The organism is Thomasclavelia spiroformis DSM 1552 (assembly GCF_025149465.1).
GTDB lineage: Bacteria > Bacillota_I > Bacilli_A > Erysipelotrichales > Coprobacillaceae > Thomasclavelia > Thomasclavelia spiroformis.
The window spans coordinates 612162-635012 of record NZ_CP102275.1; the positions used below are offsets into that span (position 1 = coordinate 612162).

The 22851-nt window shown below is 29.1% G+C and carries 19 protein-coding genes, 1 other RNA gene and 1 pseudogene; 19 read left to right on the plus strand and 2 right to left on the minus strand.

What is annotated here, in order from left to right:
• Positions 1–103: 103 nt before the first annotated feature.
• On the minus strand, positions 104–2809 hold the full coding sequence (locus NQ543_RS02680) for a transglycosylase domain-containing protein (RefSeq protein WP_004609908.1): 2706 nt from the start codon (positions 2807–2809) through the stop codon (positions 104–106).
• Entirely contained in the window at positions 2799–3398 is a 600-nt protein-coding gene (gene recU / locus NQ543_RS02685) for a Holliday junction resolvase RecU (protein ID WP_004609909.1), read from the minus strand. The genes NQ543_RS02680 and recU overlap by 11 nt, the downstream gene beginning before the upstream one ends.
• Before the next feature lie 169 nt (positions 3399–3567).
• Here recU and NQ543_RS02690 point away from each other — a divergent pair, with 169 nt between their 5' ends.
• The 19 genes and pseudogenes from NQ543_RS02690 (at position 3568) to mutS (ending at position 22847) form a co-directional block, all read left to right on the plus strand.
• Positions 3568–3903, plus strand: a complete 336-nt coding sequence (locus NQ543_RS02690; RefSeq protein WP_004609910.1) for a DivIVA domain-containing protein — start codon at positions 3568–3570, stop codon at positions 3901–3903.
• Positions 3904–3984: 81 nt separating this feature from the next.
• An RNA gene (gene rnpB, locus NQ543_RS02695) (RNase P RNA component class B) lies at positions 3985–4308 on the plus strand.
• Between the two features lie 78 nt (positions 4309–4386).
• Positions 4387–4938: a TetR/AcrR family transcriptional regulator C-terminal domain-containing protein gene (locus tag NQ543_RS02700; protein ID WP_004609911.1), complete on the plus strand. Its 552-nt coding sequence runs from the start codon at positions 4387–4389 to the stop codon at positions 4936–4938.
• Between the two features lie 236 nt (positions 4939–5174).
• Positions 5175–5738: an alkyl hydroperoxide reductase subunit C gene (gene ahpC / locus NQ543_RS02705; RefSeq protein WP_004609912.1), complete on the plus strand. Its 564-nt coding sequence runs from the start codon at positions 5175–5177 to the stop codon at positions 5736–5738.
• Complete coding sequence (locus tag NQ543_RS02710; RefSeq protein ID WP_004609913.1) at positions 5738–7339, plus strand: FAD-dependent oxidoreductase; 1602 nt, start codon at positions 5738–5740, stop codon at positions 7337–7339. The genes ahpC and NQ543_RS02710 overlap by 1 nt, the downstream gene beginning before the upstream one ends.
• A 414-nt stretch (positions 7340–7753) precedes the next feature.
• Positions 7754–8899 carry a lactaldehyde reductase gene (gene fucO / locus NQ543_RS02715; protein WP_004609914.1) on the plus strand — a complete coding sequence of 382 codons (1146 nt, stop codon included), beginning with the start codon at positions 7754–7756 and terminating at the stop codon, positions 8897–8899.
• A gap of 200 nt (positions 8900–9099) precedes the next feature.
• On the plus strand, positions 9100–10098 hold the full coding sequence (locus NQ543_RS02720; protein ID WP_004609915.1) for a helix-turn-helix domain-containing protein: 999 nt from the start codon (positions 9100–9102) through the stop codon (positions 10096–10098).
• Positions 10098–10691, plus strand: coding sequence for a CDP-diacylglycerol--glycerol-3-phosphate 3-phosphatidyltransferase (gene pgsA, locus NQ543_RS02725; protein ID WP_004609916.1), 594 nt, complete (start codon positions 10098–10100; stop codon positions 10689–10691). The genes NQ543_RS02720 and pgsA overlap by 1 nt, the downstream gene beginning before the upstream one ends.
• Positions 10691–11149 (plus strand): CinA family protein, encoded by a 459-nt coding sequence (locus NQ543_RS02730; protein WP_004609917.1) that lies wholly within the window; start codon positions 10691–10693, stop codon positions 11147–11149. The genes pgsA and NQ543_RS02730 overlap by 1 nt, the downstream gene beginning before the upstream one ends.
• 37 nt (positions 11150–11186) lie before the next feature.
• Positions 11187–12218: a recombinase RecA gene (gene recA / locus NQ543_RS02735; RefSeq protein WP_004609918.1), complete on the plus strand. Its 1032-nt coding sequence runs from the start codon at positions 11187–11189 to the stop codon at positions 12216–12218.
• 208 nt (positions 12219–12426) lie between these two features.
• A pseudogene (gene tnpA / locus NQ543_RS02740) lies at positions 12427–12859 on the plus strand (IS200/IS605 family transposase).
• A gap of 419 nt (positions 12860–13278) precedes the next feature.
• Positions 13279–14835: a ribonuclease Y gene (rny, locus tag NQ543_RS02745; RefSeq protein ID WP_004609920.1), complete on the plus strand. Its 1557-nt coding sequence runs from the start codon at positions 13279–13281 to the stop codon at positions 14833–14835.
• A gap of 43 nt (positions 14836–14878) precedes the next feature.
• Positions 14879–15658, plus strand: a complete 780-nt coding sequence (locus NQ543_RS02750) for a TIGR00282 family metallophosphoesterase (protein ID WP_004609921.1) — start codon at positions 14879–14881, stop codon at positions 15656–15658.
• Positions 15659–15703: 45 nt separating this feature from the next.
• Complete coding sequence (locus NQ543_RS02755) at positions 15704–15964, plus strand: stage V sporulation protein S (RefSeq protein WP_004609922.1); 261 nt, start codon at positions 15704–15706, stop codon at positions 15962–15964.
• Between the two features lie 182 nt (positions 15965–16146).
• Positions 16147–17592 carry a tRNA (N6-isopentenyl adenosine(37)-C2)-methylthiotransferase MiaB gene (gene miaB, locus NQ543_RS02760; RefSeq protein ID WP_004609923.1) on the plus strand — a complete coding sequence of 482 codons (1446 nt, stop codon included), beginning with the start codon at positions 16147–16149 and terminating at the stop codon, positions 17590–17592.
• Complete coding sequence (locus NQ543_RS02765) at positions 17573–17911, plus strand: YlbF/YmcA family competence regulator (RefSeq protein WP_004609924.1); 339 nt, start codon at positions 17573–17575, stop codon at positions 17909–17911. Before miaB ends, NQ543_RS02765 begins: the two co-directional genes overlap by 20 nt.
• A gap of 72 nt (positions 17912–17983) precedes the next feature.
• Positions 17984–19498: an IMP dehydrogenase gene (locus tag NQ543_RS02770; RefSeq protein ID WP_004609925.1), complete on the plus strand. Its 1515-nt coding sequence runs from the start codon at positions 17984–17986 to the stop codon at positions 19496–19498.
• Positions 19499–19768: 270 nt separating this feature from the next.
• Positions 19769–20263 (plus strand): outer spore coat protein CotE, encoded by a 495-nt coding sequence (gene cotE / locus NQ543_RS02775; protein WP_039904230.1) that lies wholly within the window; start codon positions 19769–19771, stop codon positions 20261–20263.
• Between the two features lie 70 nt (positions 20264–20333).
• Positions 20334–22847 (plus strand): DNA mismatch repair protein MutS, encoded by a 2514-nt coding sequence (mutS, locus tag NQ543_RS02780; RefSeq protein WP_004609927.1) that lies wholly within the window; start codon positions 20334–20336, stop codon positions 22845–22847.
• The last annotated feature ends 4 nt before the right edge of the window (positions 22848–22851 follow it).

The following is a 22851-nucleotide window of genomic DNA, read 5'->3' on the forward strand; positions in this document are numbered from 1 at the left end:
TTTGTAATTTCGATATAAATGTAAAGCCAAATATTAGAACCGTACATTTGGTTCAATAGGAGGGGCAATAGAAATTCAATCTATTTCTCTATCCTATTAGGTATTAGTTATTTGAACTTTCAATTGTAAATGTAATTGTATCAGTAATTGTTCTAGAATCATTAGATTCAGAAATTCTAACCGTATACTGACCTGGTGTTAATTCAATTTCTCTAGAGCTACTACCTGTAAAGACAATGGAATCTCCATATGCATTACCGTCACTTGTATAAAAATCAATACTAATAGTATTTGAACTATTTTGTGCATTTACTTTTATTGTAATCAAGTTATTTGTAATTGTACTTCCATTACTAACTGATGAACCGTTGGAAGTAATGGAATAATCAATAGTATCATCTAACTTATCAGTACCAACTGATTTAGTAATTTTGTTAGATACTTTTTCATGAGCTTTTTGAAAACGATAATATCCAGTAACATTAACTCTATTGGAAGGAGTATAATTTATTGTACCAGTAGGGGCATTAAGAGTTGTTGAATATAAGACTTCATTAGTATTAGGATTAGTCACTTCAACAACGTATTCAATTACACCATATAATTTAGTTGCTTCATTTGCATTTTCATCAGTAGCAGCATTTGCTGGTTCGTATTGAGAAAATTCAACATGAATTTTTCCATTACTTGAAAGTGAGGCATTAAATGATGATAAACTATTAATATCATATTCTTCTTCAGATGATGAATTAGAAGAACTAGCAGGTCCAGTTCCATTTTTAGCCCATGCAGTGATGATTTTATCACTTGGTGTATTTGAATTAGGGCTAACGTATGGGTAAACACCAGCTACAATTTCTATTTTTTCAACATTGTCAGGTTGTTTAGGATATGATTTTTTATCAGCTGTAGTGTCTTCTAAATATTCAAGTAACTCACCTACAACGCGACCTGGATAAGCTTTATAATCAGAAGTATTTTTTCCTTTTTTAATTCCTTCAGTATCAAATCCCATCCAGACTGAACAAGTGTAATCAGGTGTATATCCTGTCATCCATAAATCACGGCTTTTTCCAGCTTTTACATAGCTACTTTTACTATCCCAGTTAGAAGTACCGGTTTTAGCACCAATGTTATCAATACCATTTAAATATGCATAACTTCCTGAACCATTACTAGTATAGCTTAACATTGTTTCACGAATCATGAAAGAAACATCTTCACCAATACTATTAGTAGCTTTTTTTTGTAACTGTTCGTCTACTTTAATTGTTTCATTGTCTTTTGCAACTTCAATATAATTTACAGTATGTGATTCAATATATTTACCATTATTTGCTACTGTTGCATAGGCTCCAGCCATTTCTACTGGACTTACACCAGTACTCCAACCACCAATTGCATAAGAATCAGGTAAATCAGGATCTTGATCAGACATGTCTATTCCTAATGATTCAAGGTCTTCAGTAAGATTTTTAGAACCAGCAACTTTTTTTACTTCTTGGAAAGTAGTATAAGCAGGAATATTCCAAGAATTTTCTAAAGCTTCTGAAATCGTCATTGAACCATGAAATTGATTATCCCAGTTTTTAATTCCGGCTTCAATTGGTTCATCTTTTACTGTATGACCAGTACACCAATCTAAGTATTTATAGGCCATTCCATAATCAAGAATTGGTTTAATTGAAGAACCAGGTTGTTGTTTTACTGTAGCTTTATTTAAGTCTCCAGATTTATAATTATGGCCACCAATTACTGCAACAATACGGCCATCTTGTGTAGATTGAACACTTCCACCCATTTGCATATCTTCATCACTATATTTATATGTTTCACCATTTGCCATGGCAGTTGCTCTTTTTTGTAATTCCTGATTGCAGTATGTATAGATTTCCATTTGAGTTTCAGTTGGATCTAATCCAGCTTTTTCTTTAACTTCTTTGGTAACTAAATCAACATATGCAGCTAAAGAATCATCAGAAGTTGAAGTTCCACGGCATAACATATTTTCAATTTTAACTTGTTTAGCTAAATCACATTCTTTTTGAGTAATATATCCATGATCAACCATTAAATTTAAAATAATATCACGACGTTTTGTTGCTAAATCTAAATTATAATATGGATCATAGGCACTTGGTGAATTCAAGGTACCAGCTAATAGTGCAGCTTCTGGTAATGTAAGTTGTGATACTTCTTTATTAAAATAATATTTACTAGCAGCAGCAATACCGATTGAATTAGTACTACGTCCAAAATAAATTTTATTTAAATATAAAGTAAGAATTTCTTCTTTACTTACTTCTTTTGTAGCTTGAATAGCTAAAAATATTTCACTTATTTTACGAGTATATGTTTGCTCTTCTTTAGGAAAATAAGATTTTTTTATTACCTGCTGAGTAATTGTTGAACCACCACCACGAATACTTAAATGTGCTAAATTTGTAATTAGTGTTTTAGCAATACGTGGTAAATCAAAACCGTCATGCTCAAAAAATCTTGAATCTTCTGCTGCAACAACAGCATCAATTAATACTTGTGGTAAATCTTCATAAGTGATGTTTTCACGTTTACCATTAACATCACTTCCATATGTATACATTAATTCACCTTTATCATCGTATATTTTACTAGGTTCTTCTGAAAGTAATTTTTTTGCTGAAAAATCTTCTGTTTCTTTATAGATAGTCCATGCAAAAAATGATCCTCCAGCAAGACATAAAACAATCATTACAATTCCTAAACTTGTAAATATTTTTTTCCAATTCAATTTCGTTTTTGATTTTGTTTTTATAGGCTTATTTGTCATTTTCGTGACCTCCTAAATAATATTGATCGATTATTTTTAAATAATTTAATCGGGGATTAAATCCTTGTTCAATCAAATGGCCTCTTTCCTTAATTGCATAATAGGAAATAGATTTTTGATTAGGTTGATAATATGCTTCAATTATGTATGAAGCATCAATTAAGTATACCTCATTTAAATGGGTAAAAGCAATAATTACAAAAGCAATTCCTTGATGCTTTATAATACTTCTTAAATGTTCAATCTGATGAACACTAATATTAGTAAAAGGAAAATTTTGTCTTTTTGTTTCTTTTGCTTCAAAATCTAAATATTTTCCTTTATAAATACCATTGTAATCAGTAGTAGAAGGTGTTTTAAAATATGCTTCTATAATTTTAGCTGCTGATCTTTTTGGATAATCTACTCTTACAATTTGTATCGGAGTAGGTTTTTTATGAATGTTTGCAATCCCATTAGCTAAGTAATATTTATTTGTAAGATTTAGATCTTCTTCAAGATTCATTCCACGATGACGTGTATTTAATTTTCCATCAATTAATTTAGTTTGATGAACGGTCGCTTTTTTTAAATTTGGATAATTTACCATAATTGCTCCTTTTATTACTTTACTCAGGTATTATACCATAACTGTGATAAAATATATACTATCTTTATAGTTTCGCATATATTATAAAATTTTCACACAAATATATTAATCACTTGCATTTAATAAAAATTTTTGTTTCAATATAATATATAGATAGGAGTTGATTAGCGTGGAACAAAAAATTATTTTAAGTCCTAAAAAAATAGTTGCTAAAGAGTTTAAAGTAGATTTTAAAGGATATAACGCTGAAGAAGTAGATCATTTTTTAGATATCATTGTTAAAGATTATGAAACTTTTGCTGCAATGTTAAATGCATCATATGATAAAATCGATCAGTTAGAATCACGTTTAAATGAGCAAAAAATAAAAATAGTTAAATTGGAACGTGAAAAAGCTTTACAAGATGATAATATACATGCTATGGAAGAAAACTTGTCAACAAATGTTGATATTTTAAAAAGATTATCTTTATTAGAAAAAGTTGTATTTAATCAAAACAAATAAGATGCAGAATTTGCATCTTATTTACTTTAGAAAATAATTTATACTTGTTTTCTAAAAAAAAGTATGTAAAATATAAATGACTCGTAGAAAACGATTGCTACGAAAGTAGAGGAAAGTCCAGGCTTCCACAAACTGCGATGTTTGTAGTGTTTGTACATGACGAATCAATAAGTCATGGTAGCGTGAGCTAACGACAAGCCTAAGACCTAAGCAAATATGTATGGTTGATAAGCTATAAAGTGCCACAGAAACTATTCCAGTCGAAAGACTTGGCTGAAAAGAGGTAAACTCTGCAAGGAAGAAACCCAAATTTGGTAGGGGAATCGTCTTGAAGGAAATGAACTAAAAGACGGATGTTTAAAACATAGATAAATAATCGTTTGAAAAACAGAACTTGGCTTACGAAACGAGTCATTATATAGCTGATTTATTCAGCTTTTTTATTTAGTCATTATATTTATAATAATACATAGAGGTGTGAATATGGACAAACATGATAAAACAAGATATGTATTTGCTCAAGCGATTAAGGATTTGATTAAAATGACTTCATTAGATAAAATTACAGTAACTGATATTGTAATGAGAAGTGGAATGACACGCCAAACGTTTTATCGCCATTTTAAGGATAAGTATGATTTAGTGAATTGGTATTTTGAAAAATTGGTACTGAAATCTTTTCGTAAAATGGGAAATGGTTGTTCTTTATATGAAGCATTATATTTAAAATTTGAATTTATTAAAAATGAACATTCTTTTTTCAAAGAAGCTTTTAAATCTAATGATTATAATAGTTTAGTTAATTATGATTTTAATTGTATTTATGATTTTTATCGCTCTATTTTTGAAAATAAATTAGGACATCAAATAGATAAAGAATTCGATTTTTTGTTGAAGATGTATTGTCATGGTTCAGTTGATATGACAGTTGAGTGGATTTTAAACGATATGCCAAGTGATATTGATGAAATAGTTAAGTTATTGATAGAAGCTTTGCCAAAACGTATGAAACAAAATATTTTAGATATTTATTAAATGAATTAAAAATAGGCAAAATCCTTATTTTATATAAAAAGGAAATTTGCCTATTTTTATTATTCTATAATTAATAAAAATATTATTTTCATATGATTTATTATTGGTTTTAACTAAATACTTAAATTTATTTTTAATGAAAGAGCATATGAATTGCAAAAACAAATAAGCTGTGTTAAATTATAAACAGTTAGTTAAAACTAACTAAATATAAATTTAGAAAGAGGAGACCAAATATGTCGTTAATTGGAAAAGAAATACAAGATTTTAAAACACAAGCATTTATAAAAGATGAGTTTAAAGAAATAACTAAGCAAGATTTATTAGGAAAATGGAATGTTTTCTTTTTTTATCCAGCAGACTTTACATTTGTTTGCCCAACTGAATTGGAAGATTTAGCAAATAAATATATTGAATTTAAAAATATTAATTGTGAAATTTATTCAGTATCATGTGATACCCATTTTGTTCACAAAGCATGGCATGATACCTCTAAAACAATTAAAAAAATTCAATATCCAATGTTAGCTGATCCAACAGCTACGTTAGCTAAAGATTTTGATGTTTATATTGAAGCTGATGGTTTAGCTGAAAGAGGAACGTTTATTATTAATCCTGAAGGAAAAATTGTTGCATATGAAGTTATCGCTGGTAATGTAGGAAGAAATGCTGATGAATTATTAAGAAGAGTACAAGCATCACAATTTGTTTATGAACATGGAGACGAAGTATGTCCAGCTAAATGGAAACCTGGGGAAAAAACATTAAAACCTTCTTTAGATTTAGTAGGAATGATTTAATGAATCAAGTTTATGATGTGATTATTGTAGGTGGAGGTCCAGCAGGACTTTCATCTGCAATATATTTAACAAGGGCAAAATATAGCGTTTTAGTAATTGAAAAAGAAAAATTTGGCGGACAGATTACGATTACATCTGAAATAGTTAATTATCCAGGGGTTATGGAAGATTCTGGTGAAGGTTTAACATTAAAGATGAAAAAACAAGCGCAAAATTTTGGCGCTGAATTTAAGATTGCTACGGTTAAAGAACTAAAACTTGATGGGCCAATTAAAAAGGTTATAACTAATCAAGGAGAATTTAAATCAATTGGATTAGTTTTAGCAGTTGGCGCTTCACCTAGAAAACTGGGTTTTCCAGGTGAAAAAGAGTTTCAAGGACGAGGAATTGCTTATTGTGCAACATGTGATGGTGAATTTTTTGAAGGATGTGAATTATTTGTCATTGGTGGAGGATTTGCTGCATGTGAAGAAGCATTATTTTTAACACAATACGCTTCAAAAATTATAATGATTGTTAGAGAAAAAGAATTTACATGCGCGCAATCAATTGCAGATGAAGTAAAAAAACATCCACAAATTAAAATATGTTTTGAAACAGAAATTATCGAAGCAGGAGGAAACTTACAATTAGAATATGCCATATTTAGAAATAATCGAAATCAAACAACATGGCGTTATGATGTAGCTGATAAACAAAAGTTTGGTATTTTTGTTTTTGCAGGCTATGTTCCAGCAAATAACTTATTTAAAGATCAATTATTATTAAATGAGCAGGGTTATTTAATAACTGATCGTTATCAAAAAACAAACATAGATGGAGTTTATGGAGCTGGTGATATTTGTGATAAAGAATTAAGACAGGTTGTAACAGCTGTTAGTGATGGTGCAATTGCGGCAACTTCATTAGAAAAGTATATATCACAAATAAAAAAACAGTATAATTTATTAACAAAGGAAGTTCAAAGGATGGAAGTACAAAAGAAGATAACAAATCATAGCGATAATTTTATATCTAATGAAATTAGATCGCAGTTACTTCCTATTTTAGATAAAATAACAAAAAATATTTATCTTGTGACTTATCTTAATAATGATTCATTTTCATTAGAATTAAAAAACTTTGTCGAAGAGTTCTCTTCACTATCTTCACATATACATGTAATAATAAAACAATCTAAGGAATCATATATAGATATATGTGATGATAATAAAAAATCAAAAAATTTACATTATTATTTAATACCTGGTGGACATGAATTTAATTCTTTTGTATTAGCTATATATAATATAGGTACTATAGGGCAAACAATTGAAAAAGATATTTATCAAAAAATTTTAGATTTAAAACAACATGAAATTCAAATATTTGTTTCTTTATCATGCACAATGTGTCCTGAAGTTGTTCAGTCAGTTCAAAGAATAGCTATTGAAAATGAAAATGTTTGTGCATCAATTTATGATTTAAATCATTATCCAGAATATAAAGAAAAATATAATATAATGAGTGTTCCTTGTACAATAATTGATCGTAAAAAAGTTATTTTTGGAAAGAAATCTTTTGAAGAAATAGTAACATTTATAGAAGAACAAGAACTATAATTCCCTATGGATTTATAGTTTTTTATAGTGTTTTTAAGAAAATTAGTTATATAAATAAAAATAATTATAAATATTTTATAACTAAAAGATGAAGATATTAAAAAAATAATGAGACTATAACTTTAATGTAATTATGTATGTTTTTAAATAGAGAAATTTTAAAGGGAATATGTACATTTACTTTGTTAAATATGAAAACAGCTAGTATTTTTATAAAATTATTATATATTAAAATATTTTTTGAATTTATTTTAATAATTGATTAAATAAGACGTATTTTGTCTATTCTATAGATATATATTTATATCTTTTTATAAATAGAAAAATGTTACAAACGCTTACATTTGTAACTTGTTTTTAATTTACTTTGGGTGATAAAATATAAGTAATTAGAAACAAAGGAGATTGATAAAGATGGCAAACAGGTTTGTATTAAATGAAACAAGTTATCATGGAAAAGGTGCGATTGATGAAATTCCTAATGAAGCAAAAGCAAGAGGATTCAAAAAAGCATTAGTATGTTCAGATCCTGATTTAATTAAATTTAATGTAACAAAGAAAGTCACTAATTTATTAGACGAAGCGGGATTGGCTTATGAAATTTTTTCGGATATTAAAGCAAATCCAACGATTGAAAATGTTCAACATGGTGTACAAGCATTAAAAGATGCTAAAGCTGATTATATCATTGCAATTGGTGGAGGTTCTTCAATGGATACAGCAAAAGCTGTAGGAATTATTGATCGTAATCCTGAATTTAGCGATGTTAGAAGTCTTGAAGGGGTAGCTGATACTAAAAATCCATGTACACCAATTTTTGCTGTACCAACAACAGCAGGAACAGCTGCAGAAGTTACTATTAATTATGTTATCACTGATGCAAAAAATGATCGAAAAATGGTATGTGTAGATGTGCATGATATTCCAGTAGTAGCTTTTGTTGATCCTGATATGATGGCATCGATGCCAAAAGGATTAACTGCTGCAACTGGTATGGATGCTTTAACTCATGCAATTGAAGGATATATTACTAAAGGTGCATGGCAATTAAGTGATATGTTCCATCTTAAAGCAATAGAAATTATTTCTAAATCATTAAGAGGTGCTGTAGATAATACACCAGAATGTAGAGAAGGAATGGCATTAGGTCAATATATTGCTGGCATGGGATTTTCAAATGTTGGATTAGGATTGGTTCATTCAATGGCTCATCCATTAGGAGCACTATATGATACACCTCATGGTGTTGCTAATGCAATTATTTTACCAACAGTTATGGAATACAATGCTGAATATACTGGTGAAAAATATAAGGATATTGCAAAAGCTATGGGTGTTGATGTTACAGGTATGTCACAAGATGAATATCGTAAAGCTGCAGTAGAGGCAGTTAAAAAGTTATCTCAAGATGTTGGGATTCCGGCTGATTTAAAAGAAATTGTTAAAGTTGAAGATTTAGACTTTTTAAGTGAATCAGCATTAGCAGATGCGTGTTGTCCAGGTAATCCAAGAGATACAAGTGTTGGAGAAATTAAAGAGTTATATAAATCTCTATTATAAAAATTTTTTAACTAGATGAATTTGATATTTCATCTAGTTATTTTTTTCCTGATTTATTATATCTAAATAAAAGAATGTGTATATTTTTTAAAATCTTTCATAAAATAAATGTGATTAGGTTATTGTCAATAATAATAATTATGATATAATTTAGATGTTTATTAGAGGTTTTTAATTAAATATAAAAAGGAGGATAGCTCATGGAAAATATTAGTGAACATGTAAAAAGAGAGCGTGAGGCTAGAGGGATTACATTAGAAGAATTAGCCAAAGGAACATTTATTTCTGTAGCTGTCTTGAAAGATATAGAATCCGGAGCATTTGACAAGTACAAAGGTGATGAATTGTACTTGAAAATGTATTTACGAAAAATTGCTAAATATTTAGGAATGGAAGAAAAGGAGCTTGATGCTGAGTTTGAAGCATTGACTCAAGAAATACAATTGGATAAAAGTTATCAAGGCAATAATGATAAAAAATTAGTAGATGAAAATAAGAAAAATGTTACTATTTCTGGAAAAGTTAGTGATACATTTAAAGATTTGAAAAATGTTAAACCGAAAAAAACAATATCAAATAAAAAAGTGTATGAAGATAGATATTTGATGAGATATTTTAAGTATGTATTAGTTGCTTTAGTTTGTATAGGAATTGTTTTTGTTGTTTGGTATTCTATTGTTGCAACAAGAACTCCTAGTAGCAATGAAGATTTTAAAGATAATAATACCCCGACTGTAGAAGGTAATAATGATGTTCAAGATCAAAATACTGATAATGGAAATAATGAAACTGATACAACTGAGGAAAATAATAAAAAAGATGAGATAAAACCTACCCATACTGTTGAAATAACTAAGAATGGTAATTTGGATTATAGTTTTAAACTAGCTCCAGAACAGACAACTTTTAAATTTAAAGCTGAATTTGTAGGACGTTCATGGTGTCAATTAAGAGTTAATGGTACTGAATATAGTGGTTTTAAAAGTGGGATTTATAATGATGCTAATAAAAGCAATTCTTTAGATGCTACACCAGAAGTAGTAGAGTTAGAATTTAATGCTACTGATTTTCAAGATCTAGAATTGGTAATTGGATATTTTATGGGACATCGTTTTTATATCAATGATACGTTATTAGAAATTGATCCAAGTGAATATAATGGGGGAAGACAAACCCTTAAAATTACGCAGGTGAAATAATGAATTTACCTAATAAATTAACGGTCATAAGAGTATTATTAGTACCATTATTGATTTTAGTATATATGTTTCCATATGATACGACAGGAATTAGTGTTCCTGTCTATCATATCTTAGATACAGATATTTCGTTAGTAAATATTATTATTTTAGTTATTTTTATAATTGCTTCAATTACAGATTATTTTGATGGAAGAATTGCAAGAAGCAAAAAGTTGATTACAACTTTTGGTAAATTTGCTGACCCAATTGCTGATAAACTATTAGTCAATACAATTTTTTTATTACTGGCAAGTGATGGGAAAATTAATATAATTATTCCAATAATTATGATATCACGTGATACAATTGTTGATGCTATAAAAATGTCAGCGGCTAGTAAGCAAGTAGTAGTTGCAGCAAGTAAGTTAGGAAAATTGAAAACAGTTAGTCAAATGATAGCACTATGTTTTTTATTAGTGAACAATTTTCCTTTTTCAGTACTAGGAATTGATTTGGCAACGATTTTAGCTTGGATAGCTACTGTAATATCAGTAATTAGTGGGATTGATTATTTTATAAAAAATCGTGAGATGCTTATGGAGACAATGTGATGGATGAATTAGCAAAATTATTAATACAATTTAATATTAGTATATCTAGTGTAGAGAGTTTTACAGTAGGTAACTTTGCGACAATGCTAGGAAGTGTTCCTGGCATTTCTAAGGTTTATAAAGGAAGTTTGATAACTTACCAAAATGAAACAAAAGAAAGGCTATTAAGTATACCACATGATATAATTGAAAAATATGGAGTAGTTAGTAAAGAAATTGCTTCTTTAATGTGTATAAATGGTAAACAAATATTAGATAGTGATATTTGTATTTCTTTTACTGGAAATGCCGGTCCTGATGCAATGGAAGGTAAACCGGTGGGACTTGTATATATTGGAATTTTATATAAAGGTGTAAATGTATATGAATTGAATTTAAAAGGAACACGTCAAGAAATTCAGCAACAGGCAATTGATTTTGTGGTAAGAAAATTAATTGAAAAGTTTAAAGTAAATTGATCATTTAAATAGTATATGATAGTAGGAGGAAAATATTATGGCAGAAGCAAAAGTGAAAGATAATAAAGAAGATGCTAAAAAAGTACAAGCTTTGGATGATGCAATTAAGCAGATTGAAAAAAAATATGGAAAAGGCTCTGTAATGAAGCTTGGAGATCGTGTTGCTGTTAGTGTTGATGTAATTCCTACTGGATCATTAACACTTGATTTAGCGTTAGGAATTGGTGGATATCCTAAAGGACGAATTATTGAAATTTATGGACCTGAATCAAGTGGTAAAACTACTTTAACTCTTCATGCTATTGCTGAGTGTCAAAAACAAGGTGGACGCGCTGCATTTATTGATGCTGAACATGCAATTGATCCTGTTTATGCCCAAAATTTAGGAGTTAATATTGATGAATTGATTTTATCACAACCTGATTCTGGAGAACAGGGATTGGAAATTGCTGAGACTCTTGTTCGTTCTGGTGCAATTGACTTAGTTGTTGTAGATTCTGTTGCAGCATTAGTACCTCAGGTGGAATTAGATGGTGAAATGGGCGATGCTCAAATGGGGCTTCAAGCAAGATTGATGTCTAAAGCACTTAGAAAAATTGCAGCAGAATTGAATAAATCGGAATGTACAATCATTTTCATTAATCAATTGAGAGAAAAAATAGGAGTTATGTTTGGTAATCCTGAAACTACAACTGGTGGAAGAGCTTTGAAATTTTATTCTTCAGTTAGAATTGAAATTCGCCGCGGTGAGGCAATTAAACAAGGGACTGAAATTGTCGGAAATAAAACAAATATTAAAGTTGTAAAAAATAAAGTAGCACCGCCATTTAAAACAACGCAGGTAGATATTATTTATGGTAAAGGAATTTCTCGTGATGGAGAAGTTTTAGATTTAGCAGTTGAAAATGATATTGTAGAAAAAAGTGGTGCTTGGTATGCTTATAAAGGCGAAAAAATTGGACAAGGGCGTGAAAATGCTAAAACATATTTAACGACTCATCCAGATATAATGGAAGAAATTACACAAACAATTGTTAAGAATATAGAAGAAGCAAATAATCTAAAATAGTTCTTATTTTATAAGAACTATTTTTATTACTAAATAAATACCACGTGCTATGCGTATGGTAAAATTAGCTTTAGCGTGATGAAAAACCTCCGATGATATAATCATATTTGAACTGGTAGCTAAATATGAAAATACAAGGAGGTTCTAATGAAAGACACAAAAAGACACAAATAGTTTATTACACACGTCATACAGATGTAAATATCATATTGTAATAGTGCCAAAGTATAGAAGGATGATTATATATAATAGAATAAGAAGAGATATTATTCAAATATTAACACTTTTGATTAATAGAAAACCAGGCGTTAAATTAATAGAGGGGGGGAAAAACATGTCTGGATCATATACATATGCTTTTGGAAATGACACCAAAATATTCAGCAGCAAAATTTATGGGGTATTTGAAAAGTAAATCAACACTGATGATATTTGATCGACATGCAAACTTGAAATACAAATATGGGAGTCGACATTTTTGAGCGAAAGGATATTTTGTAGATACCGTAGGAAAGAATGAGAAAGTTATAAAGGAATATATACAAAATCAATTGCAGGAAGATAAGTTATATGATCAAATGAGTATGAAAGAATTTATAGACCCGTTTACGGGTGAGCCGGTAAAAGGAGGCAAAAAATAAAAGCCCTTTAAGGGCTAGCCAGTAAAGGCGTTGCAGCTGTCAGGCTTCAGTGTTTAAAACATGATGCAACAGCATGCCCTTCTAGGGCGTGTACATACCACGTCTTTTAGGCGTGGTTATGATTAAAAATGTGTATTTTAAATAAATTATTGTATTGTTTTATTTGATTTTAATTTTAAATTTATAAATGATAACGCTATCTTTTTTTTGTTAGAAATAATCGAATATATTTTATGATACGAATAATTGTAATCATGTATTTGATGGTAAAATAATTAACAGATTATAATTAAAAATTTTATGGAATAACAGTTTTGATTGTAAACAGGCCAAAAATATTATACAATACTATTGTGTATTTCGCACATGAATGCAAATATATTCAAAATAAATACATAGAAGAAAATGGGGGTTAAATAATGTCAGATATTGATATTGTTTCTATTTTAACCTATGTTCTAGCTGTAGCTTTAGGTTTTTTTATTAATTATTTTATAAATAAATTAAAAATTTCTAAAGCAAACGTAAGTGCTGCAAAAATTATAGATGAAGCAACTGTTAAAGCTGATAATCTTGTAAAAGAAGCGATTTTAGATGCTAAAACAGAAGCATATGAGTTAAAACTTCAAGCTGAAAAAGAAGCTAAAGAGCAAAGACAAGAAATTAATGAACTTGAAAATAAACTTTTACAAAGAGAACAAACTATTGATAGAAGGGATATTGCTGTTCAAGGTAGAGAAGATGTTTTAGCACAAAAAGTAGTACAAATAGAAAAAAAAGAAGCGGAATTAGGGAAACTAGAAGCTGAATTAAAAGAGAAAATTAATGCCAAAGTAGGTGAATTAGAAAAAATTGCTGCTATGTCAGCGAACGAAGCTAAACAGGAATTGTTTAGACAAGTTGAACAACAAATTGCAACAGAAATGACGGCATATATAAAAGAACAAGAAGAGGAGGCTAGATCAAAAGCTAGTTTAATTTCTCGTGATATAATTGCTAATGCAATTAACCGTTATTCTCAAGAAGAAACTGTAGAAAGAACTGTTTCTGTAGTTGCTTTACCTAGCGAGGAAATGAAAGGAAGAATTATAGGTAGAGAAGGTAGAAATATTAAAGCGATTGAACAATCTACTGGAGTTGATTTAATTATTGATGATACTCCTGAGGCAATAACTATTTCATGTTTTGATCCAGTACGTCGTGAAATAGCGAGATTGTCATTAGAGACTTTGATCCGAGATGGACGTATTCAACCTGGTAGAATTGAAGAAGTTGTTCAAAAAACAAAGAATGAATTAAATGAAGTAATTAGAAAAACTGGGGAAGATGCGATATTTGAATTAGGTATTTCTAAAATTGATAAAGATATTATTATGATGTTAGGAAAATTAAAATATCGTACTAGTTATGGTCAAAATGCTTTACAACATTCATTGGAAGTAGCGCATTTAGCAGGAATAATGGCTGCTGAATTAGGCTTGAATCAACAATTAGCAAGACGTGCAGGATTGCTACATGATTTAGGAAAGGCAATAGACCATGAGATGCAAGGTAGCCACGTTGAATTAGGAGCTAAGTTTGCTAAAAAGCATGGAGAACATCCTGTAGTTGTAAATGCAATTGAATCGCATCATGGTGATGTACCTGCAACTAGTGTCATTTCAATTTTAGTTGCTGCTGCTGATACATTGAGTGCTGCACGACCAGGAAGTAGGAGTGAAACAATTGAAAATTATATTCAACGGTTGGAAAAACTTGAAGAAATGGCAAAAAGTTTTGATGGTGTAGATCGTGTATTTGCAATTCAAGCTGGCCGAGAAATACGTATTGTAGTTAAACCTGATAAGGTTGATGATTTAATGGCACATAAAATTGCTCGTGACATTAAAACAAAAATTGAAGAAGAACTTACATATCCTGGACATATTAAAGTAACGGTGATACGTGAAGTTCGTGCCAATGAAATAGCTAAATAATGGGATAGGCTTAGCCTATCCTTTTATATGAAAGGATCTGAATATGAAAATATTATTTATTGGAGATGTATTTGGAGAAATTGGGCGTGAAATGATCAATGATTATTTACATCGTTTAGTTAAAGATAAAGAAATTGATTTTGTTATAGCGAATGTTGAAAATACTAGTCATGGTAAAGGGTTGTTAAAGAGACATTATGATGAATTATCATTTCAAGGAATTCAAGCAATGACAATGGGAAATCATACTTTTGATAAAAAAGAGTTATATGATTATATTGATGAGGCCGATAAATTAATTGTACCTATTAATCAACCTAAAGTTTTACCTGGAGTGAAATCAAGAGTATTTGATGTTTTAGATAAAAAAGTAAGAGTTACAAATGTTTTGGGTGCAGCTTTTATGGATAGTCGTAATAGTAATCCATTTGATGTTATTGATGATTATTTAGATTTACAGCAGGATATCCATATTATTGATTTTCATGGTGAAACAACAAGTGAGAAAATTGCTTTTACACATTATGTAAAAGATAAAGTCAATGGTGCTATATTAGGTACCCATACCCATGTTCAAACGGCAGATGAAAAAATAATAGATGGAAAGGTAGCGTTTATTAGTGATGTAGGAATGACAGGTCCATATATGAGTGCTATTGGGTGTGATTTAGATGCTATTGTAACTAGATTAAGAGGATTTGGAGCACCATTTATTGTTGCTAAAAGTAGTGGACAATTATCTGGGGTAATCATTACTTTTGAAGAAAATCGACCTGTAAAAATTGAAAGAATCTTAATCAATCAAGATCATCCATATAATTAGGTATATTTTTTATAAGTTTTCATATGTTAAATTAGGAGGTAATATATGGAAACAATCAAAGTATCGTCATCATCTAGCCCTAATAATGTTGCTGGGGCTATTGCAAGTATGATTAGAAGTGAGTCAAAATTACAAATTCAAGTTATTGGAGCTGCAGCTTTAAATCAGGCAATCAAAGCTATTGCAATTGCTCGGGGATATATAATTCCTACTGGAAATGAGATTATTTGTATCCCATCATTTCATGATTTAATGGTTGAGGGTAAAGAAATTACAGCACTTAGATTGTCTTTAGAATTACGATAATTATTAACTTTAATTAAAATATAAGTTAGGTTCAAATATATAAATGCTAGAGATATATCTCTAGTTTTTTATTTTTATAATTTATAATATAAAAATTAATCTAGCATAATGTTTTATTATCAATTTTTTTGTGGAAAAGTTTTGAAATTATGTATATAATATGTAAGAAAAGTGGTGAGTAAATGAAAGATTATAGTAATTATTTTAAAAAACCTTCATTAAATGAAGCAAAAAGAAGAAGTCGTAATGAGATTGGCCGTTATGATGATGTATATCATGTTCCAGCGGATATGATAAAAGCTGGTGTAGGTAAAAAGTATTATATCCAAACATATGGATGTCAAGCTAATGAACGTGATAGTGAAACATTATCTGGTATATTAGAAAGTATGTCTTATAGAGCGACGGATGAAATTAAAGAAGCTGATATTATTATTTTAAATACTTGTGCGATTCGAGAAAATGCTGAAGAAAAAGTATTTGGGAAAGTTGGATATGTTAAAAATTTGAAAAAAACAAATCCAAACTTAATTTTTGCAATGTGTGGGTGTATGGCACAAGAAGAAGTTGTTGTAAATAGAATTTTAGAAAAACATCCACATGTTGATTTGATTTTTGGAACACACAATATCCATCGTCTTCCTGAGTTATTAAAAGAAGCTTTTTATAGTAAGGAGATGATAATTGAGGTGTGGTCAAAAGAAGGTGATGTTATTGAAAACGCGCCAGTTAAACGTGATAGTAAACATAAAGCATGGGTAAATATTATGTATGGATGTAATAAATTTTGTACATATTGTATCGTTCCTTATACTCGTGGTAAAGAACGTTCTCGCTTAGCAAAAGATATTGTCAAAGAAGTTGAAAGTTTAGTTGCTGATGGATATCAGGAAATTACTTTATTAGGGCAAAATGTTAATAGTTATGGTAAAGATCTTGGAAATGATTATAATTTCTCTAATTTGCTTGAAGATGTAGCAAAAACAGGTATACCGAGAATTAGATTTACAACTAGTCATCCATGGGATTTTAGTGAGGATATGATTAAGATTATTGCAAAATATGACAATATTATGCCAGCAATCCATTTACCAGTTCAATCCGGAAATAATGAGGTACTAAAATTAATGGGACGTCGTTATACTAGAGAGCAATATTTAGAATTATTTTACAAAATTAAAAAATATATACCTGATTGTACTATTACAACTGATATAATTGTAGGTTTTCCAAATGAAACTCATGAACAATATTTAGATACATTATCTTTATATCAAGAATGTGAATATGATTTAGCTTATACATTTGTCTATTCACCTCGTGAAGGAACACCAGCAGCTAAAATGGTTGATAATGTTTCAAGTGAAGAAAAAGATCAGAGGTTATATAGATTAAATGAAATTGTAAATGAAAAAGCATATAAACAAAATCAAAGATTTTTAAATAAAACTGTTGAAGTTCTAGTTGATGGAACTTCTAAAAAAGATGATACAATGTTGACAGGATATACACGTCATCAAAAATTAGTTAATTTTAAAGGTAATCCTAAAGATATTGGTAAAATAATTAAAGTAAAAATTACTGAAGCAAAAACTTGGGCTTTAAAGGGTGAAGCAATTGAATCATAGCTTGGATTATGCAAAAAAAATAAATGATTATTTATTAAATCTTGAAGTAATTAAAGAGTATCAAAAATATGAAAAAATAATACATCAAGATAATAAAATAATTGAATTAGAAGCAAAAATAAAAGCTTATCAAAAAAAGATAGTTAATCAAAAAGCAAACCAAGACGAAAATGTTGTTGAAACAATTGAAGAGTATCAAAAAATAAAGAATGATTTTGAAAATCATCCAATAGTTGTAAATTATTTATATTTAAAAGAAGAAGTTGATGAGATTTTACAATCAATTACTAGTTATATAAATGGGCAATTATTAAAATAAGGGTTGACTTAGTTATTAAACATAATTATAATTTTGATATTAAACTTAGAGATAAAGAAAAGGAGACATAACATGGCATATTTTTTTGATGAACCATCACGCACATTTAATGAATATCTTTTAGTACCAGGGTATTCATCTAAAGAATGTCAAACAAAAAACGTTAGTTTAAAAACTCCACTAGTAAAATTTAAAAAAGGTGAAGAACCTGCCTTATCATTAAATATCCCGTTAGTTTCAGCTATTATGCAAGCTGTTTCTAATGATACAATGGCTGTTGCACTTGCAAGAGAAGGTGGAGTTTCATTTATTTATGGATCACAAACAATTGAAGACCAAGCAGCAATGGTAAAACGTGCTAAAACTTATAAAGCAGGATTTGTACCAAGTGATTCAAATTTGAGTGTTAATGATACATTAGCAGATGTTATTGCTTTAAAAGAAAAAACAGGGCATTCAACTATGGCAGTTACTGAAGACGGTAGCGCTAATGGTAAATTATTAGGGATAGTAACAGGTAGAGATTACCGTGTTTCAAGAATGGATTTAAATACTAAAGTTACTGAATTTATGACACCATATGATAAATTAGTTTGTGGACATATTGGAATTTCTTTAAAAGAAGCAAATGATTTAATATGGGATAATAAATTAAATGCTTTACCAATTATTGATGATGATCAAAAATTAGCGTATTTTGTTTTTAGAAAAGATTATGAAACAAGAAAATCAAATCCAAATGAATTATTAGATGATTCAAAACGTTACGTAGTTGGTGCTGGTATTAATACACGTGATTATGCTGAGCGTGTTCCTGCTTTAGTAGAAGCTGGAGCAGATGTTTTATGTATTGATTCGTCTGAAGGATTTACAGAATGGCAAAAAATGACAATTGATTGGATTAGAGAACATTATGGAGATAGTGTAAAAGTTGGTGCTGGTAATGTTGTTGATGCTGAAGGGTTTAGATTCTTAGCAGAAGCCGGAGCAGATTTTGTTAAAGTTGGAATCGGTGGCGGATCAATTTGCATTACTCGTGAACAAAAAGGTATTGGACGTGGACAAGCTACTGCGACAATTGAAGTTGCAAAAGCTCGTGACGAATATTTCAAAGAAACTGGAATATATGTTCCTATTTGTTCAGATGGTGGAATCGTTCATGATTATCATATGACATTGGCTTTAGCAATGGGTTCAGATTTCATCATGCTAGGAAGATATTTTTCTAGATTTGATGAATCTCCAACGAATAAAGTAAGCATTAATGGACAATATATGAAAGAATATTGGGGTGAAGGTTCTGCTCGTGCTCGTAATTGGCAACGTTATGACATGGGTGGTGATTCAAAACTTTCATTTGAAGAAGGTGTTGATTCATATGTGCCATATGCAGGAAGTTTAAAAGATAACGTTGGTTTAACTCTAAGCAAAATTAAATCGACAATGTGTAATTGTGGTGCGTTAACTATTCCTGAATTACAACAAAAAGCTAAAATTACACTTGTTTCTTCAACAAGCATTGTTGAAGGTGGAGCACATGATGTTGTTTTAAAAGATTCAACTTCAGGTAATGGACATAAAAATTAATTTTAAATTTCTAATACATAAAGGTATGTTTAACTTATTTAATTTAGGGAAAACATACTTTTTTAAATAGAAATTAAATTGTTTAAATGTGAATATTTGATATTGAAGTTATTGTAAAATCTAATATTTTATTATGTTGGATTTTAATAACTAGATTTGTACTTTTTGCTTATTATCTATTTTAAAGCTATTTTGATTAGAATATTACAAAAAGTGTCTTTTATGGTATATTCTTTAAAGAAATTTGCATATATTAAAATAGGTGAGAACATGGCAAATAATATTCGTGAAATCATTACTCAGGCAGTTATTGCTAAAGGGAAAAAAAGAACCCTAAATAAATATCCTTTTGTAATAGAAAATTATGATAAAATATTAGGATGTTGGATTACAAATCATCGTTATAGTGCAACTTTTAAAAATGGGCAACCTGTAGTATTAGGGACTTTTGATGTTCATATTTGGTATAGCAATAATGATGATAGTAGTGTTTTAAAACAAACTGTTAGTTATGTAAATGATTTGGACTTGGTTAGAAAAGATAGTCGTGATTTTAATGAAAATGACGAACTAGTGGTTACATGTAATCGAGAACCTAAATGTATTGGGGTAAATAAATCAAAAGATGATATTATAATTGAAATAGAAAAAGAAATTTCTTTGAGTGTAATAGGTAAAACAACAATGAGAGTTGAAACAAAAGTAGAAAATGAATCATGGGATGAATTAGATAATATTACTGTTGATGAAAAATTTATTAAATAAGGCGTAAGCCTTTTTTCTTTTTTTAGTTGTGTTATAATGGTGAAGTAATTTTTAGAAGTGGGGTAAATGTATGAAACCTAAATATAGTCCAATGATGATGCAGTATTTATCTATAAAGGAAGAAAATCAAGATTCAATAGTAATGTTTAGATTAGGTGATTTTTATGAAATGTTTTTTGATGATGCAATTTTAGTTTCTAAAGAATTAGAAATAGCTTTAACTGGAAAAAATGCTGGAGTTGCCCAAAGAGTTCCAATGTGCGGTGTACCTTTTCATTCAGCAGCAACTTATATTCAAAGATTGGTAGATAATGGGCATAAAGTTGCTATTGTTGAACAATTAAGTGAGCCAGGAAAGAAAGGTATTGTTGAACGTGGTGTAGTTCAAATTATTACACCTGGTACAATTTTTGATGAATCTCTAACTAATAATAGAAATAATTATATTGCAGCAATTGAAGAATTTGACTTTAATTATACACTTGCTTTTTGTGATATTTCTACTGGTGAATTTAGTGTTGTCAACATTGATAAAAAAGAAAAATTATTATTAAATCAATTACAAATGATGGCAGTTAAAGAAATTGTTTGTTTACCAGAACAGTCATTTGAATTTAAAGATATTTTATCTTCACCATTTCCTAATGATAAATATAATGATAAATATGATAAAATTTTTAGTAATATAAGTGATTTAAAGCAAAGAAAAACATCATCATTATTATTAAATTATCTATTAGATACTCAAAAAAGAGAATTAGAGCATCTTCAAAAAATAGAAGAAATTGATAATAATGAATATTTAACTATGGATATATATACTAGAAAAGCTTTAGAATTAACAGCAAATAGTAAATCTAATGAAAAATATGGTAGTTTATATTGGTTATTAGATCAAACAAAAACTGCGATGGGATCTCGATTATTAAAACAGTGGATTGAAAGACCACTAATTAGTCAAGATAAAATAGAAAAACGCTTAGATATTGTTGAAATTTTTACTAATAACTTTATTCAAAGAGAAAGTATTAAAGAAATTTTAAAAGATATCTATGATTTAGAAAGACTATCATCAAGAATTGCTTTTGGAAATATTAATGCTCGAGATTTAAAATGGATTAGTAATTCGCTAAAAGTTATACCGGAATTAAAAGGACAACTGTTATCAATAAATGAGCCATTATTAGATGAGTTGGCTAACAGACTTGTAGATTTAAATCATATATGTGAACTAGTAGATAAAGCGATTATTGATAATCCCCCACTAACAGTAAAAGATGGTGGGATTATTAAAGATGGCTTTAACGAAGAGTTAGATGAACTAAGATATATTCGTGATCATGGAAAGCAATGGTTAGCAAACTTTGAACAAAAGGAACGCGAAAAGACAGGAATTAAAGGATTAAAGATTGGTTATAATCGTGTTTTTGGTTATTATATAGAAGTAACTAAAGCTAATTTATCATTAGTTAAAGATGAATTTAATTATACGCGCAAGCAAAGTTTAGCAAATGCTGAACGATTTGTTACACCTGAATTAAAGGAAATGGAATCAAAATTATTAAGTGCACAAGATAAAATGATTAAATTAGAGTATGTATTATTTACGCAAATTCGTGATTATATAAAAAATGATGTTCATGTACTTCAGGATGTTGCTAAAATAGTTGCAATGGTAGATGTTTATCAATCAATGGCAGTATTATCAAGTGAAAATAGTTATGTTCGCCCCGTTTTTAATCAGGAAAAAACATTAAAAATAGTTGATGGACGTCATGGAATAATTGAAAAAGTTATGTCACAAAGAACATATGTATCTAATGATATCGATATTGATAAGGAAAGTCCAGTATTGTTAATTACGGGACCTAATATGGGTGGTAAATCAACGTATATGCGACAAATTGCATTAATTGCTTTAATGGGACAAATTGGATGCTTTGTTCCATGTAGTATGGCTAATATTCCAATTTTTGATCAAATTTTTACTCGTATTGGTGCAAGTGACGATTTGATTTCAGGACAATCCACATTTATGGTCGAAATGTTGGAAGCAAATAACGCACTAAGATATGCAACAGAAAATTCTTTAATTATTTTTGATGAAATTGGTAGAGGAACAGCAACGTTTGATGGAATGGCGATTGCTCAATCAATGATTGAATATATTGCAACTTCAATTAAATGTATTACACTATTTTCAACCCATTATCATGAGTTAACATTTTTGGAAGAAAAAAATTTAGGAATTAAAAATGTTCATGCTAGTGCATCGATTGAAAATGATAACTTAGTATTTTTATATCGTATTAAACCAGGGCGTTCAAATAAATCATATGGGATTAATGTTGCTAAATTAGCAAAATTACCAGATGCCATATTGAATCGTGCTAATACTTTGTTAAAAAGTTTAGAAGAGAATAATATTGAACATCATTTAAGTAGTGATAAAGTAAAAGAAGCACCAATAGTTACCAGAAGTGAAGTAGAAAAATATCTTGATAAAATAGATCTAATGACTTTATCACCTCTAGATGCTTTATCAACATTAATAGAATTAAAGAAATTAAATGAAAGTAGGTGATATC